This window comes from Achromobacter sp. Root170, from assembly GCF_001428165.1.
GTDB classification, from domain to species: Bacteria; Pseudomonadota; Gammaproteobacteria; order Burkholderiales; family Burkholderiaceae_B; genus Achromobacter; species Achromobacter mucicolens.
This window is the reverse complement of the sequence record NZ_LMHN01000003.1, coordinates 108395-124371: the sequence shown is the minus strand read 5'-3', so window position 1 is coordinate 124371 and position 15977 is coordinate 108395. Positions and strand designations below refer to the sequence as shown.

Annotated in this window: 13 protein-coding genes; 6 read left to right on the top strand and 7 right to left on the bottom strand. The window is 65.5% G+C overall.

Annotated features, from left to right (window positions below; genetic code table 11):
- The 6 genes from ASD87_RS07695 to ASD87_RS07675 form a co-directional block, all read right to left on the bottom strand.
- On the bottom strand, positions 1-1142 hold a 1142-nt coding region (locus ASD87_RS07695; protein ID WP_235512655.1), incomplete at its 3' end, for an MFS transporter.
- A gap of 1 nt (position 1143) precedes the next feature.
- On the bottom strand, positions 1144-1451 hold a 308-nt coding region (locus ASD87_RS27285), incomplete at its 3' end, for an MFS transporter (protein WP_235512653.1).
- A gap of 72 nt (positions 1452-1523) precedes the next feature.
- A complete protein-coding gene (locus tag ASD87_RS07690; protein WP_056319499.1) occupies positions 1524-2222 on the bottom strand; it encodes a hydrolase in 699 nt (232 codons plus the stop codon).
- Positions 2223-2322: 100 nt separating this feature from the next.
- On the bottom strand, positions 2323-3015 hold the full coding sequence (locus ASD87_RS07685; RefSeq protein ID WP_056319474.1) for a YoaK family protein: 693 nt from the start codon (positions 3013-3015) through the stop codon (positions 2323-2325).
- Positions 3016-3106: 91 nt separating this feature from the next.
- Positions 3107-3535, bottom strand: a complete 429-nt coding sequence (locus tag ASD87_RS07680; protein ID WP_056319472.1) for a DoxX family protein — start codon at positions 3533-3535, stop codon at positions 3107-3109.
- A gap of 12 nt (positions 3536-3547) precedes the next feature.
- Entirely contained in the window at positions 3548-5437 is a 1890-nt protein-coding gene (locus ASD87_RS07675) for an amidohydrolase (RefSeq protein WP_056319496.1), read from the bottom strand.
- Between the two features lie 283 nt (positions 5438-5720).
- Here ASD87_RS07675 and ASD87_RS07670 point away from each other — a divergent pair, with 283 nt between their 5' ends.
- The 5 genes from ASD87_RS07670 to ASD87_RS07650 all read left to right on the top strand — a co-directional run bounded on the left by ASD87_RS07670 (position 5721) and on the right by ASD87_RS07650 (position 14113).
- Entirely contained in the window at positions 5721-6830 is a 1110-nt protein-coding gene (locus ASD87_RS07670) for a porin (protein ID WP_056319470.1), read from the top strand.
- Positions 6831-6985: 155 nt separating this feature from the next.
- Positions 6986-8608: a methyl-accepting chemotaxis protein gene (locus ASD87_RS07665; RefSeq protein WP_056319494.1), complete on the top strand. Its 1623-nt coding sequence runs from the start codon at positions 6986-6988 to the stop codon at positions 8606-8608.
- Positions 8609-8699: 91 nt separating this feature from the next.
- The gene (locus tag ASD87_RS07660; RefSeq protein ID WP_056319467.1) at positions 8700-9365 is read left to right on the top strand and encodes a response regulator transcription factor; all 666 of its coding nucleotides are present in this window, start codon (positions 8700-8702) and stop codon (positions 9363-9365) included.
- Positions 9365-10741: a sensor histidine kinase KdpD gene (locus ASD87_RS07655; RefSeq protein ID WP_056319465.1), complete on the top strand. Its 1377-nt coding sequence runs from the start codon at positions 9365-9367 to the stop codon at positions 10739-10741. The genes ASD87_RS07660 and ASD87_RS07655 overlap by 1 nt, the downstream gene beginning before the upstream one ends.
- Before the next feature lie 393 nt (positions 10742-11134).
- A complete protein-coding gene (locus tag ASD87_RS07650) occupies positions 11135-14113 on the top strand; it encodes an autotransporter outer membrane beta-barrel domain-containing protein (RefSeq protein WP_056319461.1) in 2979 nt (992 codons plus the stop codon).
- Positions 14114-14213: 100 nt separating this feature from the next.
- Here the strand turns inward: ASD87_RS07650 and ASD87_RS07645 are convergent, their stop codons facing one another.
- Positions 14214-15194: a MerR family transcriptional regulator gene (locus ASD87_RS07645; RefSeq protein WP_056319459.1), complete on the bottom strand. Its 981-nt coding sequence runs from the start codon at positions 15192-15194 to the stop codon at positions 14214-14216.
- A 172-nt stretch (positions 15195-15366) separates the two neighbouring features.
- On the opposite strand from ASD87_RS07645, the gene ASD87_RS07640 reads away from it, so the two are divergent.
- Complete coding sequence (locus ASD87_RS07640) at positions 15367-15822, top strand: fasciclin domain-containing protein (RefSeq protein ID WP_056319456.1); 456 nt, start codon at positions 15367-15369, stop codon at positions 15820-15822.
- Positions 15823-15977 lie beyond the last annotated feature (155 nt).

Genomic DNA, 15977 nt, shown 5'->3' with positions numbered 1-15977 from the left:
GCGCCTTGCGCCGGGTCGATCAGGTATTCGACCGTGATCATGACCGGGCCACGATCATGCGACACCTCTTGATCGATTAGCGGCTCGGGCCAGTGCATCGACGGCGCAAGGTCCAGGTCCGCGCCCAGCTGCAGCTTGGCCTTGCGGGTCAGCAGCATCGCAACCACCGAGCCGGCGGCGGCGATCAGCAGCGCGGCGGGCACGCCGGCACGCACCGCCGTCTGACCCCAGATCATGCTGCCCGCGGTCATCGAGCCGAAAAACACCGTCACGAAGATCGCCAGGCCGCGGGCACGCACCCAGTCCGGCAGCGCGACCTGCGCCGAGACATTCAGCGAGGTCAGCACCATGATCCACGAGGCGCCCGCCAGGAAACTGAACGCACCGGCCACCACGGGATGCGGCACCACCGCAAACACCACCAGCGTGAACGCCGTGCCCAGCGTGCCGGCCATGACGCTGCGGTCAGGCCCCAGCTTCTTGCGCAGCGGCGGCAGCACCATCGCGCCGATCACCGCGCCCGCCCCGACGCAGCCCAGAATGATGCCGTAGAGCAAGGCGCCGCCCTGCAGCACCTGACGCACGATCACCGGCAGCAAGGCCCAGTAGGCGCTGGCAAACAGGAAGAACGCAACGGCGCGGACCAGCGTGGACTTGAGCGGCTTGCTGTGCAGCGCAAAGCGCAGGCCGGCACGCATGGCATGAAACAGCTGCTCGCGCGGCAGACGCTTTTCAGCGGCGGCGGGCGGCTTCCACCAGATCAGGGCTGCCACGACCACGATGAAACTGACCGCATTGACGAAGAACGGAATGGCCACGCCGATGCTGGTGATCAGCACGCCGGCCAGCGCCGGACCAATGGCGCGGCTGACGTTGATACCCACGCTGTTGGTCGCGATGGCCTGCTGCAGCGAAGGGCGCGGCACCAGGCTGGGGACGATGGCCTGCCAGGCCGGCGCCGACAGCGCCGTGCCGATACCCATCAGCAATGTGAAGCCCAGCAGCACCCACGGCGTCGTCAGGCCAAACCACACCACCAGCCCCAGCGCCAGCGCAATGACGCCCATCGCAATCTGCACCATCAGCAGCAGCTTGCGGCGGTCCATGGTGTCGGCCAGCGCACCGGCCAGGAGCGACAGCAGNAGCGCCAGCGCAATGACGCCCATCGCAATCTGCACCATCAGCAGCAGCTTGCGGCGGTCCATGGTGTCGGCCAGCGCACCGGCCAGGAGCGACAGCAGGAAGACGGGCAAGGTGCCCGCGGTCTGCACCAGCGCCACGAACATCGGCGACGGCGACAACGACGTCATGAGCCAGCCCGCGCCCACGTCGTGCATCCAGGTGCCGATGTTGGACAGCACGGTGGCGACCCAGATCACCGAGAAGGCGGAGTAGGCGAACGGTGAGGAAGGCGGAGCGGGGTTGGCGGGCTGGGCGTCGGCGGTCGTCATGGCGTGGCAGGCTGCGGGAGAAAGCAAAAAGGTCCGCAGCCGCTGCAAGAGCGGCTGCGGACCCCAGGGGCATCAGCGGGCGATGACGGGTGCGGCCACCGGCGCGATGGCGTCGTGTGCGGTCTGCGTGCGCTGACCGGCCTTGTGCACCATCGTGTAGGCGTAGTCCACGCCCATGCCGTACGCGCCCGAGTGTTCCTTGACGATTTCCATCACGGCATCGTACGAGTCGCGGCGGGCCCAGTCGCGCTGCCATTCCAGCAGCACCTGCTGCCAGGTCACCGGCACGACGCCGGCCTGGATCATGCGCTGCATGGCCATGTCGTGTGCTTCCTTGGACGTGCCGCCGGACGCGTCGGAGACCATGTAGATCTCGTATTCGCCTTCCAGCATGGCGCACAGCGCAAACGTGGTGTTGCAGACTTCGGTCCAGAGACCGGCCACGACGACCTTCTTGCGGCCATTGGCGGCCAGCGCGTCGCGCACCTTCTGGTCGTCCCACGAGTTCATCGAGGTGCGTTCCAGGACCTTCTGGTTCGGAAACACGTCGAGCAGTTCGGGGTAGGTGTAACCCGAGAACGACTCGGTCTCGACGGTGGTGATGGTGGTGGGAATGCCAAACACCTTGGCGGCCTTGGCCAGACCCACGGCATTGTTCTTCAGCGTCTGGCGGTCGATCGACTGCACGCCAAAGGCCATTTGCGGCTGGTGATCGATGAAGATGATCTGGCTGTTCTGCGGGGTCAGGACTTCGAGCTTTGCTTGGGACATGAAAATCACCTTGGGTTGAAATGGAGGGGCCTTAACGAGAATGTCAGGATAGGGGAAACGTTCGCGTCTCGACATTGTTCGAAGGTATGGCGCGTCCCCCTCAAGTAGGGTCAGCCGGGGCGCGTTTGATGCTCAGGGTGGCCAGTGCGGCGACGATGGGCGGCAGGATGAAACACCACATGAGGGACGCCCAGTACAGCAGCGCGGCAATGGCGCAGCCGGACGCAAACGCCGCCAGGGCGGGCAGCATCTTGCGCAGGCGGGCGACGGCGGCCGTGCGCGCCTCGCCGGAGACGCCTTTGCAGAGGTCGGTAAGGTCGATCATCACCTGCGTGGTGGTGCCGGTCATGAGCGTGGACGGCGGCGCGCTGCCCAGATGCATGCGCTGGATCGCATTCTGGATACCCATGGCCGCGACCAGCAGCATCCCGCCAATTACGGCAACCGGCGCGTCGCTGTCGGGAAACGGTCCGTAGGCGACGAGGACGGCAGCGGCGGCGGCCAGCAGCAGCACCTTCGCGCGCATGAGCTTGGACATCGCCGTGTCCGCGGCCGCGAAGCCGGACGCAAACAGGCGCGTCAGCACGACGACGGCACAAAAGAGCGGCAAGGCCAGGAGCTTGGCGAAGGCGCCGGTCGTGCCGTGGACGAAGGCTGCGCCCAGCGTGACGAAGTTCCCCGTCACGTGCGCCGTGAACAGGCCGTTCAGCGCCAGGAACCCCGCCGTATCGACGTATCCCGCGTTAAAGCCCAAGAGGCCGGTGAATCGGGGAGATACGGGGGTCTGTTCCATGGTGTGCAAGGTAAGCGTTGATGGCGCGGTGCCCGCTGGACCGGCGGTGCGGCCGGCGCGACGGACACTGCGTAGGCCGATACGAAGGCGACTACCGCCGTTCGTTCAGGTCCTGCCAGATCACCAGCAGGAACCCGCCCACCAGCCCAAGGTGCTCGAAGAACGAGTTGGCGGCGAAAAAGCGCGCCTGGCCGGGCGGCATCTCCCAGAACTGCAGGGCGACGAAGGTGGCGAGCAGCGTGAAGATCGCCAGCCCCAGCGCGCCGAGCCAGCGATGCCATCCGATCAGGATCATGAGCGAGGCGATGAGCTCCAGCGCGATCACGACCACGGCGAAGAACGGCGCGGGCGTAAGCCCGAAATGGGTCATTTCCGCAATGGCGCCGGGAAAGTCGGTCAGCTTGACCAGCCCGCCCTGAAGATACGCCGCGCACAAGCCCAGGTAGGCGGCAAAGCGGGCAACGCGGCCCCCGAGAATGGGGCGCGCGATGCCGGCCAGCGAGGTTGAAATGCTCGACATGGGTTCGGTTCCTTACACGGCCCAGCACGAGCAACCCAGCGCGCCGAAGAACGACTTCTGGTCCGAGGCCGGCACGCTGGAGGCCCACGCATTGGCATGGCTGTGCCCATGCAGGCCGCACGCGCTGGCGCAACCGCAGGCCGCGGCAAAGCGCTTGTAGTCGAGCGAATTGCGTCCCGCGCCTTCCGGGTCGCCCCAGGCGGCATAGCCGCCGAACAGGCGCGTGGGCGACCAGTCGGGCATGGCGGGCGGCGGCGCGTTTTCGTCGAGCTTGGCGAAGTCGCCAGCGCCGTAGACCACGCGCCCGCCCACCACGGTCAGGTCGGACGTCAGGAACGAGATCTCTTCATCCGCCACCGTGAAGTAATCCTGGGACGGGACCATCAGATCGGCGAACTGGCCCACCTGGATGCGGCCGCGCTTGCCTTCGTCGTTGGAGAACCACGCGACGTTCTCGGTCCACATGCGCAGGGCCGTTTCGCGGTCCAGCAGGTTTTCATGCGGATACAGCGGCATGCCGCCGACGGTTTTGCCCGTGGTCATCCACGACAGCGAAATCCACGGGTTGTAGGACGCGACGCGCGTGGCGTCGGTGCCGGCGGACGTTTTCACTCCCTTTTCCAGAATGCGCTTGACCGGGGGCGTGGCTTGCGCGGCCTTCGCGCCGTAGCGCTCGACAAAGTACTCGCCCTGGTATGCCATGCGGTGCTGGACGGCAATGCCGCCGCCCAGTGCGGCGATCCGGTCGATGGACTTGTCCGAGATCGTCTCGGCATGATCGAAGAACCAGTTGATGCCGGTGAGCGGCGTGTCGCGATGCACTTTCTCGAATACGTCCAGCGCGCGCGTGATCGTTTCGTCGTAGGTCGCGTGCAGGCGCCACGGCCATTTGTTCTGGACCAGGACGCGAACGACCTCTTCCAGTTCGCCTTCCATCTCCGGCGGCATGTCCGGACGTTCGACCCGGAAGTCCTCGAAGTCGGCCGCCGAGAACACCAGCATCTCTCCGGCCCCGTTATGCCGGAAGTAATCGTCGCCCTGCTTGTACTTGACCGAAGACGTCCAGTTCAGGAAGTCCTCTTTCTCGTGCTTGGGCTTTTGCGTGAAGAGGTTGTACGCAAGTCGCACCGTCAGCTGGTTGTCGTCGGCCAGCTTCTGGATGACGGCATAGTCGTCCGGATAGTTCTGATAGCCGCCGCCGGCGTCGATGACGCCCGTGACGCCCAGCCGGTTCAGCTCGCGCATGAAATGGCGTGTGGAGTTCAGCTGGTAGTCGAACGGCAGCTTCGGTCCCTTGGCAAGGGTTGAATACAGGATGGTGGCGTTGGGTTTGGCAAGCAGCAGGCCGGTCGGATTGCCATTCGAGTCCCGGATGATCTGTCCACCTTCGGGGTCCGGCGTGTCGCGGGTATAGCCCACCACGCGGAGCGCCGCAGCGTTCAGCAGCGCGCGATCGTACAGATGCAGCAGGAACACCGGCGTGTCCGGTGCGACCGCGTTGATTTCCTCGATGGTCGGCAGACGCTTTTCAATGAACTGGTGCTCGGTGAATCCGCCCACCACACGCACCCATTGGGGCGCGGGCGTGTTGGCGACCTGCCGGCGCAGCATCTCCATGGCATCCGCCAGCGACCGCACGCCGTCCCAGCGCAGCTCCATGTTGTAGTTCAGGCCGCCGCGCACGACGTGCGTGTGGTTGTCGTAAAGCCCGGGCAGGACGCTTTTCTTTTTCAGGTCAACCAGCCGGGTGTTCGATCCCGCCAGGCGCAGGACTTCCCGGTCGCTGCCCACCGCGACGAACTTGCCGCCCTTCACGGCGACGGCGCCCGCTTCCGGATTGGCACGGTCCAACGTGGTGAAGCGGCCGTTGTAGAAAATCACCTCCGGGGGACCGTCTGCCAGCGGCGTGCCGGTCTGAGACTGCGACCCGGCGTTTGCCCGGCCGGCCCACATGCTGTTGAGCGCAAACGCTGAAGCCAGCGAAGACGCCGCTCCCAGGACTTGTCGACGCGAAGCCATGCCACTCTCCTCGATTAATTTCGCGGTGGGTAGGTTTTCATGGCGTCCGCCGGGGCGCAATCCGACATTAGGTTCGTCACCCTATACCTTCGACGAATGGCGTCTGCACGGCGCGCACGCGTATCGTCTTGCGGTTTGCGTGCTGCGCAAGGCACAGGAGCATGAGATGAAAGTTGGCCGCGGCGCGCGCAGACGGGTTCTGGTGGGTGGATGCGCGGTGGCCGCGCTGTGCGGCGCGGTGGGCAGCGCGTCGGCGCAATCGTCCGTCACGCTATACGGCCGGCTCAACACGGCGCTGGAATACGCCTGGATCAGCGGCGCCGACAATGCCGGCTCCGGCTCACGTATGACGAACAACCGGTCGGTGTTCGGCTTTCGCGGCGAAGAGGACCTGGGCGATGGCTTGTCGGCGATCTTTCAGATCGAGAGCGGCATTGCGCCCAACACCGGGCAAGGCGAGATCGCCAGCCGGAACACGCGCCTTGGGCTGGCATCGCCCTACGGCACGTTCTTTCTGGGCAATTGGCACACGGCCTACACCGAGTCGACCATGAAAATGGATCCCTACTATCCGATGACGGCGGGGTACATGGCGGTGATGGGCAACGGCTCGGCGTCCAGCTCGGGCAACGTCGAGAACACGAGTTCGTTTGATCGACGCCAGAAAAATTCGCTGCATTTCCGGTCCGCGGACTGGCATGGCTTGAGCGCTGGATTCACGTGGGGCCTGCCGCAGGAACGCATGACGACGCCGCGCAATCCCCAGCTGTTCTCCTGGTCCGCCGCCTACAAGGACGGACCGCTGGCGGTGGTGGCGGCCTATGAGCTGCACAAGAACTATCAGATGGCCGACTCGCATGACGATGCCATCAAGCTGGGCGCCACGTATTCGTTTCCGTCCACCACGATCAACTTCGTCGTCGAGCAGCTGCGCTACCAGAGCGCATCCGGCGATCTGCGCCGCAAGGGTTACTACGTGTCCGTGGTGCAGAAGCTGGGCACCGGCAGCCTGAACGCGTCCGTCGGATACGCCGCCAACGGCACCGGGCCTTCCACGCAACGGGTGGGCTATGTCCGTAGCGGCCGGAACACCGGCGCGGTCCAGTACACGCTCGGGTATGAGCAGCCCTTGTCCAAGCGCACGTCTGTGTATGCGTACTACTCGAAGATCAAGAACCGCTCGAATGCAGCGTACGACTTCGCCATCAATGAACTGGGCGTGACCGCTGGCGCCAGCCCGCAAACGATCGCGTTGGGGCTGCGGCACAGCTTTTAGAATTGGTGAGAATTAACGATTCATTAATTCTTCGCCCTCTATAGTCGCGCTCGTCAGCCGGCGCGGGCCCGTTCAGGGCCCTGGCGCTTGTCCAGCGCGAATTGTCATGAGCCGGTTGCCAACAACAACAAAGGCGAATGATGAATCTGGCAGCCATGAAAGTGAGTTCGCGTCTTGCGATCGGTTTTCTCTTGCTTGTTCTTGCGTTGGTGGTGCTCGGGGGCCTGTCCCTGTACGCCGTGAGGACGCTGGACAAGTCGATGTACGACATCGTGAACGTGAACAACCAGCAGTTGAAGCTGGCGCTGCAGATGCGCGAGCTGGTGCAGGGCCGGGCCATCGTGGTGCGCAACATCGTGCTCTACACGGACCCGCAAGCCGTGGCTAATGAGATCACCCGGGCCGAAGACATGGCGGCGCGCTATCGCCAAGCCAATGAACGTCTTGCGCAGATGTTTGCGAGCGATGCCAATACCCTTGACGCGGAAAGGGATCTGCTGGCCGCCGCCCGCCGCGCGGAACAGGACGCGACGCCCATCTACCTGCGTGCGCTGGAAGCCGGGCGGCAGAACAACACCCAGGAAGCCGCCCGAATTCTGCGGGAAGAACTGCGCGCCAAGCAGGACGCGTGGCTCGACCAGTTGCTGTCGCTTGCCAACCTTGAATCCCAGCTCAACGATGAATCTGCGAAGCAGGCGGCGGCGACGTCGGCGCGTCTGCAGAGCACGATCATTGTGATCATGTCGATCGCGGTGCTGGTGGGCGTCCTGTCGGCGTGGCTGGTCACGCGCAGCATCCTGCGGCAGCTGGGCGGAGAACCCGCCGACGCGCAGAAGCTGGCCGGCGCCATTGCCAGCGGCGATCTCACGACGGCGCTCAAGCTCGATGAGCGGGATCATTCGAGCCTGATGTACTCGCTGGAAACGATGCGCAGGCAGCTTGCGTCGACGGTCGGCACGATCGTCAGCGCGGCGGAATCCATTTCGACGGCTTCGGCGCAGATTGCCGAAGGCAATGCCGACCTGTCGCAACGCACCGAGGAGCAGGCTGCATCGCTTGAGGAAACGGCCGCGAGCATCGAAGAGATGACCTCGACGGTGCGGATGAACCAGGACAATGCGGCCAGCGGCAGCAGCCTTGCCGTCGATTGCAGCCAGCTCACGGTTGAAGCGGGCCGCGTGGTGGGCCAGGTGGTCGATGCGATCGGGGCCATCTCGGCCGACGCGCAGCGCATGGGCGAGATTGTGTCGGTGATCGACAGCATTGCCTTCCAGACGAACATCCTTGCGCTCAATGCGGCCGTGGAAGCGGCGCGGGCCGGCGAACAGGGCCGCGGCTTCGCCGTGGTGGCGACGGAAGTGCGCGCGCTGGCGCAGCGCAGTGCCACGGCCGCCAAGGAGATCAAGGGCTTGATCGAAAACTCCCAGCGTGCGGTGGAGGGCGGCGAGTCGATGGCGGCCACGGCGGGCGGCCAGATGGAGAAGGTGCTCGACGCCGTGGCAAGGCTCAAGGAGGTGACCGTCGAGATCGCCTCGGCCTCGGCCGAGCAGACCGCCGGCATCGAGCAGGTGAACGTGGCGGTGTCGCAAATGGACACGATGACGCAACAGAATGCGGCGTTGGTCGAAGAGTCCGCTGCGGCGGCCGGCGCAATGGCCACGCAGGCGAAAGAGCTCTTGCAGGCGGTGGCGCGCTTCAAGACGGAACGGCAGCCTGGCGCGGCGCAGCCCGGCGCGCGTTACGAGCGGTTGGCGCTGGCAGCACCTGCGCACGCCTGAGGCCACAACCTGACCGTATGATGCGGCCAGGGGCGGCGAGCGCGCGGCCCCATGCAGCAGCTGTCAACGCACACGGAAGGGGAATACTGACATGCGAGTTCTGTTGGTTGAGGACGACGCGATGTTCGCGGACGCGTTGACGCTGGCGCTCGAGGAATTGGACTTCGCGGTGACGCTCGTGCAGGACGTCGAAGCCGCCAAGGTGCTGCTGCTGCAGCACGCCTTCGCGCTCGTGCTGCTGGATATCGGGCTGCATCGCGGTTCGGGATTGGATGTGCTGCGCTTTGTGCGCCGGCGCGGCGATGATGTGCCAGTGATCCTGATTACCGCGCGGGATGCGTTGAGCGATCGCATCAGGGGGCTTGATATTGGCGCCGATGATTACGTCATCAAGCCGTTCGAACCCGCGGAGCTGTTTGCCCGCATGCGCGCGCTGCTCAGACGCAGCGGCGTTCCGGGCGACAAGATCCTGGCCTGGCGTCATGTGAAGCTGGATCCGGGCCGGCGCGAAGCCTTCGTCGACGAGGCGCCGACACGGTTGTCGGAGCACGAGTTCCGCACGCTGGAGATGCTTCTCAGGCACGCGGACCGGCTCGTGTCCACGGAAGAGCTGCGCGCGCATTTGTATGGCGCGGGCCGGCCTGGCGAGAGCAACACGATCGCCGTGTTCATTCACTCGCTGAGAAAAAAGCTGGGCAAGGACACCATCGAGAATGTTCATGGTCAAGGCTACCGGCTGGCCCGGGATAGCGGCTGATGCGGCGGGTCACGAATTCGTTGCGCGCACAGGTCCTGTTGGGCATCTTCAGCGCGCTGCTCGTGTCGTGGCTGGTGCAGTTTGGCTTGTATTGGAACAGCGTGACCCGGGCCGAATCCGGGTTGCGCGATCATGAATTGAGTGCCGTGGTCGACAGCATGGCCTTCTTTCTGGCGATGGTGCCGGCCACACAGGACATCACCCGGGAACTGCCGGTGCCGGCCTTCCTGGTGCGTCAGGCCGTCGGCAAGACCGAGATCCAGGTCTGGGACCGCGTGACGAATCGCCTGGTGCTGGCGTCCAAGGACGCGCCGCGCAAGCGGATGGTGCAGGGGAACACGGTTGGATTTTCGTGCGTCGTCCAGGATGGGGATACGTGGCGGGTGTACACGGGGCTGGACGAGTCCGCGCGCTTCGAAATCGTCGCGGGCACGCCGACGCGAGCGTTCTATGCCGGCCTTGCCGCCCGGTTCGAGCTGGGCTCGATCATCACGTTGCTGATGTTTGCCGGGATCGGGGGCGTCACGATGCTGGTTGTCTGCCGTTCCGTGCGCAAGCTTGGCTGCGTGGCCAGGGCGATTGCCGAGGCTAGCGTGACCGACGGCGTGACCGTTGATGAGCGGGCCGTCCCCGCTGAGCTGGTGCCGTTGATTCGCGCGATCAATGAGCGCCAGCGCCGGGTGGCGGCGTTGATCGAGAATGAGCGCCGGTTCATCGGCGATGCCGCCCACGAGCTTCGCACGCCGCTGGCGGTGCTGGCCGTGTATGCAGACACGGCGTATCGCGTCAACGATCCCGTGAAGGCCAGGATGCTGATGCAGAAGATCGCGCAGACCACGCGCCGCAGTTCCCGCATCGTCGAACAGCTGCTGGACCTGGCGCGCACGGACCGCAACGACATCCGCCTTGAGCCGGTGAACCTCGCGTCCGTGGTGGCCTTCGTGCTGCGGGACATGCAGGCCTCGTTCATCCATCGCGGCCAGCAGGTCACCGTGGATGCCGCGCCGGTCCTGATCATGGGCCAGGTGGATGCGCTGGGCATTCTGGTGCGCAATCTGGTGGACAACGCGGGCCGGTACAGCGGCGAGAACAGTGCGATCAGCGTTGCGCTGCATTGGGAGCCGGAGGGCGTCACGCTGGCGGTCGCGGACAACGGGCCGGGCATCGCGCGGTCATTGCGCGAGCGGATCTTCGATCCGTTCTATCGCGGTCCGGGTGCGCCAAGCCATGGGAGCGGGCTGGGGCTGGCCCTGGTTGCCAGAATTGCCCGCTCGCACCAGGCGCGCGTGACCGTTGACGAAGGGCCCGAGGGGCGCGGCGTCTGCTTCAACGTGGTGTTTCCGCTGCCCGGCGCAGCGGCCGCCGGGCTTGCGTGACGGGGACAAAGCAGGACGGGGCTCCGTGTCATTTTGTGACTGAATGCGGCGTTGCCAAGTGCGCTGTCCGCGCGGACATACGGCCAAAAGATGGTATCCGCAACCGGCTGGTATTCGCGTGCGGATGGTATCCAATTAACGGAAATAAATACTTTGGATAATATCTTAGCGGGTATGCCTAGCATTATCAGACGTATGCCGTAGACCTATTTTGATAATTAACGGGATATAACCCCGATTATTAACGGGGACGCAAAAAAATCGTTATACAGTGCCTCCTTTTTTCGAGAGCTGACCCTAAATTCACGCCGGCTGCATTATTACTTGCCGATACTTTTTAAACATATCGGCAATAGGTGAAAGGAAGCTCGATTAATCCGGAGGATTGAAGTTTTGGCACACGGCACAAAGAAGTGGCTGACGGCGACGCTCGCCTTGAGCGCGTCCTATGTGGGCAGCGTCACCGCTGCGGACCTGACCATCGGGGCGGGCAATACGCAGGTGTTTGACGGGTCGGCCAACTTTCCCGGCGGAATCGATGTCAATGGCGGGACGGCGGTAATCGGCGGCAATGGGGGCGGCGCGGGCGTGACGATCGGCGGCAACGTCAACGCCATGTCCGGGGGCACCGTGGCGGGTTTTGGCGCGATCAACGGCGACCTGAACGTGACGGGCAATGCCCGCGTCGCGCCGGGATACTGGGTGGACACGCCCACCGGCGTTTCCAACGGCAATCTCGTTGTGAATGGCAACCTGGGCATTAACAACGGCGTCTTCGATTTCGAGACCGGCTATGCCGGACTGCCCATCACGCAACCCGGCACGGGCGACAACATCACGGTGGGCGGCAACGTGGCCCTGAACAACGCGACGTTGAACGTGAAGGTCAGTACGCACGGCGTCAACGCCGGCTTCTACCGCATCATGTCGTACGGCGGCACGTTGAGCGGCAGTGGCCTGACGCTGGGCACGGTCTCCGGCGACTCGGTGCCGGCCGCCACCATCCAGACGCTGACGGGCGACAAGCACATCAACCTGGTTCTGGGTCCCAGCACGACCAACCTGTGGAACGGCAATGGCGTGGCCTCCGCGGCAAACGCTGGCGGCGGCAACGGCACGTGGAGCGCCGCAAGCACGAACTGGAACAGCCCGACCAACGCCACCGGCGCGCTGCCCAGCGGCGGCTATGCGATCTTCACGGGCGCGGCGGGCACGGTCACCGTCGATGGCGGCGCGGGCCCGGTGCGCGTGTCGGGACTGCAATTCGCGACGGACCGGTATCGCCTGCAGGGCGCGCCGATCACGCTGGCCGGCACCGGCGGCAACCCGCCCGTCATCGTCGTCGGCGACGGCACGTATGCGGCGGGCAGGTTCGTGGACATCATCGACAACCCGCTGCAAGGCACCGAAGGCTTTGTGAAAACCGGCGTCGGCTCGATCATCCTGAACGGCGACAGCAGCAACCTGACCGGTCCGATCTTCATCGCCGACGGCGCGCTGGAGATCAACGGCAAGCTGAATGGCCCCATGGACATCGGCCGCGAAGTGGTGCTGGCCGGTGTCGGCCAAGTGGGCAGCACGACGCTGTACCCCACGGCCGTCATCTCGCCGGGCAACGACGGCACGCCGATGGGCACGCTGACGGTCAACGGCAACCTGAATTTCGGCCAGGACACGGTTTACCGCGTGCATGCCGATCCGGCCAGCACCCTGAGCGACCGCATCCATGTGACTGGCGTCGCCACGCTGGACGGCACCGTGGCGCATGTGGGCCCGAACGGCAACTACGCGCCGCGCGCGACGTACAACATCCTGACGGCCGACGGCGGCATTCAGGGCCGCTTCACGGGCGTGTCTAGCGCATACGCGTTCCTTACGCCGTCGCTCAGCTATGACGCGAAGAATGCGTTCATGACGCTCGCGCGCAACGACGTGCCGATCGGCAGCGTCGGCGGTTCGGAAAACGAAACCAACGTGGGCGGTGCGCTGGACCAGCAGGCGCCGCCTTCGAGCGGCAATGGCTCGGCGCCGGCAGGCAACGGCGCCGCGCCGTCGGGTAGCGGTTCCAGCCAGGCTGGCAGCGGCTCGGCCTCGGCGGAAAATGGCGCGCCTTCGACCGGCAATGGTTCTGCGCCCACGGGCAATGGGTCCGCGCCGACGGGCACCGGCTCGGCCACCACCGGCACGGGTACGGCCTCGGCCGGCGGCGACGCTGCACCGGTCGTCACTCAACCCGTTGCGCCCGGCGCCGATTCGTCGCTGATTGCCAGCGCCAATGGCGCGGGCAAGGCGACGGGCGCCAGCCAGGTCACGGATGCCGTGCTGGCCATGACGCCGGGGCAGGCGCGCGCGGCGTTGAAGCAGTTGTCCGGCGAAGCGTACGCGAGCACGGGCAGCGTGCTGCAAACCCAGGGCGACGCGGTCACCACCTTGCCGCTGTCGCATCTGCGCGGCAATCTGGACGCGCCGATGCGCGCCGGCCGGCCGACGGCGCAGTTGGGCGCGGCGTCCTCCGACGCCCTGCCGCAAAGCGGCGCATCGCCGATCTGGGCGCAGGCGTTCGGCAACTGGAGCACCTTCAACGGCGACGGCAATGCATCCACCGTGCGTCAGTCCTCGGGCGGCCTGTTCGTGGGCGGCGATGGCGACGTGGGCGGCGGCTGGCGTCTGGGTGGCGCGGTCGGTTATACCGGCAGCCACAACTCGATCTCCGACGTGTCCTCGCGCATGAGCGTGGACAGCTACACGGCGACGGTCTTCGGCGGCAAGAACTTCGAAGCCGGTCCGGGACATGTGCGCTTCATGGCGGGCGCGGCCTACACCTGGCACGAGATCGACGCCAAGCGCAACGTCGCGGCCGGCAGCCTGAACCAGCGTCTGGAAACGTCCTACAACGCGTCGTCGACGCAACTGTTCACGGAGCTTGGCTACAAGCTGCCGCTTTCGGACGCCTATGCGATCGAGCCCTTCGCCGGCGTGGCCTGGAACCAGATCCGCACGCGCGGCTTCCAGGAGACAGGCGGCTCTGCGGCCCTGCGCGGCCAGAGCAACACGGACGATGTGACGAGCACCACGCTGGGCCTGCGCGGCGCCATGCTGATCGGCACGGACAGCGCGCCTGGCCGCTTGACGGCGACGTTGGGCTGGCGCCACGCGATGGGCGATGTGAAGCCCACGCAGAAACTGGCGTTTGAAGGCGGCAGCACCTTCACGGTGTCGGGTGTGCCCATCGCGAAGAACGCGGCGGTGCTGGGCCTGGGCGCCGAAGTGGCGATCACGCGCAGCACGACCGCGGGCGTGGCCTACGACGCGCAGTTCGGCAGCGGCAACCGCCAGCAGTCGGGCATGTTCAAGCTGATGACGCGCTTCTGAGGCGCATGGGTGTGGCCGCATGACTGCCCGTGACGGCAGGATTGCGCGCCGGCCCTGCACGCCTGCAACGCGCTGAGTGCGGGGCCCACGGGCCCGGCCCTCAGCGCGTTTTATTTTCGGGGTCTGCTTTGGAAATGGGAGGCGGCAGGGGCAGGCCCTCTGCCCGGGCCAGTCTTTCCATCGCGACTTCCAGAATGGCGCGCGCCTGCCCCGCGGCGCGGCCCAGGTCGCTGTGCAGCTGCGCGTCGTCATCGTTGCGGGACGCGCACTGCACGCTGTAGCGTTCGAAGCTGCCCACCATCAGTAGCAGGTCAGCCAGGTGCTTCGGGCATTCGCAGGCCAGGCCGCTGCCGGACGCCATGATGGTCAATAGCGCATGCTCGTCAAAGCGCAGATCCAGCGTGGGCTGGGCAGGCGCGGTCGGCAGCCGTTCGCCGGCTAGCGCAGAGCGGCACAGCAGCAGCAATTCGCCGATGTCCGCCGGAACGCGGGCCGCCAGAAAACCGTGGGCGCGCAAGGCGCGGATGGTCGCGCTGGCGCAGAACCGGTAAAGCACCAGCACGGCGACGTCGCCGCACGCTTTTGCGGCCGCCACGATCAGCGGCAGCGCGCTTTCATGCAGCTCGGACAGTTCGATCACCAGAACTTCGAGGTCTGCCTCTTGCGGCGTGAGGGCGACCTGCTCAAGGTGCGGCCAGCTCTGTTGAACGATCACGTCCAGGCCGTCGCGTCCGCTGCCGGCGATGCGCCGTGCCAGGTTGGCGCCGGCCACGCCCAAGCGCAGCGGCCCCTGCGCCGCGGGTTGGCGCGCGGCGGCGCCAGCCAGTTCATGCAGCTGTTCGATGGACATGGGCGCAAGCACGCCGATGGCATGCCCCTGATCGACCAGTTGCTTGAGCAGGCTGAGACGGCGCACCTGTTCGGCGGAATACAAGCGCTGGCCGCGCGCCGAGCGTTCGACATCGGACAGGTTGTAGCGGCGCTCCCAGACGCGCAGCGTCTCGGGCGAGAGCCCCGCCAGGCGCGCCGCCACGCCGCTGCGGTACGTGATGCGGCCGTCGTCGGATTGCTTGGGTTCCATTGTTTTCCTTGACCCGGTATTGAACCGATATGTTTGCATAATAGCGGTTCAAAGCGTGGACGAGAAGACGGCAGACGCGTAAATTCCTTCTTCAAGCGGTTCAACTTCCCCCCTATTCGAGGCCGCTTTCGGAACCCGCGCTCGCGGGAGGTCACTGGACAAGGAGTCAATCATGAAACGTCTTTTGGCAGGAATTTCGCTCACCCTGGCGCTGGGCACCGCGCACGCCGCCGACATCGTGGACACCGCCAAGTCGGCCGGTTCGTTCAATACGCTGGTCACCGCCGTGCAAGCGGCTGGTCTGGTCGACACGCTGAAGGGTCCGGGCCCGTACACCGTGTTCGCGCCGACCGATGAAGCCTTCGCCAAGGTGCCGAAGGACAAGCTGGACGCGCTGCTCAAAGACAAGGCCGCGCTGACCAAGGTGCTCACCTATCACGTCGTGCCGGGCAAGGTCATGGCCAAGGACGTCAAGCCGGGCAAGGTGAAGACGGTTGAAGGCAGCTCGTTGACCATCGCGGTGGATGGCGGCAACGTCACCGTGGACAACGCCAAGGTCGTGAAGACCGATGTCGCGGCCGACAACGGCGTCATCCACGTCATCGACACGGTGCTGATGCCGAAGTAGGGATTTGTGCAGGTAGCAGGCCGTACCGATGTCCGGCCTTGATAGGCCACCGTGACGGTGCGTGGCCTATCTTTTTTGTTCCATGACCGGCGAGCCGCCTCACCGGCTTGCCGGTCCCGGCCGCGCTCAATCCGAGGTGATATTCGGTGCCGCCG